This is a genomic window from Vibrio sp. 03_296 (genome assembly GCF_002265885.1).
Window position 1 is genome coordinate 1 of record NZ_NPKW01001129.1, and the last position, 379, is coordinate 379.

Genomic DNA, 379 nt, shown 5'->3' on the forward strand with positions numbered 1-379 from the left:
TTCGCTGATCCAGGTTGCGCATATCCCACTGACTCGCCGCTTTACATCTCGAACTGCAATTAAATGAGACTTWAAAGTCATCACTGGTTTGTAGCCCAGCTCGGACGCGGTCTTATCACCAAACGGAGAAACACCATACATAATGATGCCCGGGCGTACCCACTCCAATTGACTTTCTTGCCAAGCGAGTAATCCGGCGGAAGCGGCAAGTGAGCGCTCACCTTTGCAACCTCGAGTTAGCGACAAAAACAGCTCGATTTGTTTCGGCGTCATCTCGTTGTTCATCTCGTCAGCACAACCAAAATGGCTCATATAGCGTAAAGGTTTGGCCACATTCGGGCACTGATGCAAACGCTCAACAAACGCTTGGTATTGCTCT

1 protein-coding gene is annotated in these 379 nt (G+C 49.5%); it reads right to left on the minus strand.

Features of this window, described 5'->3' with window-relative positions; all coding sequences use genetic code 11:
- A partial coding sequence (locus tag CIK04_RS30300) for an alanine racemase (protein ID WP_176463482.1) occupies window positions 1–379 on the minus strand: 379 nt, incomplete at both ends.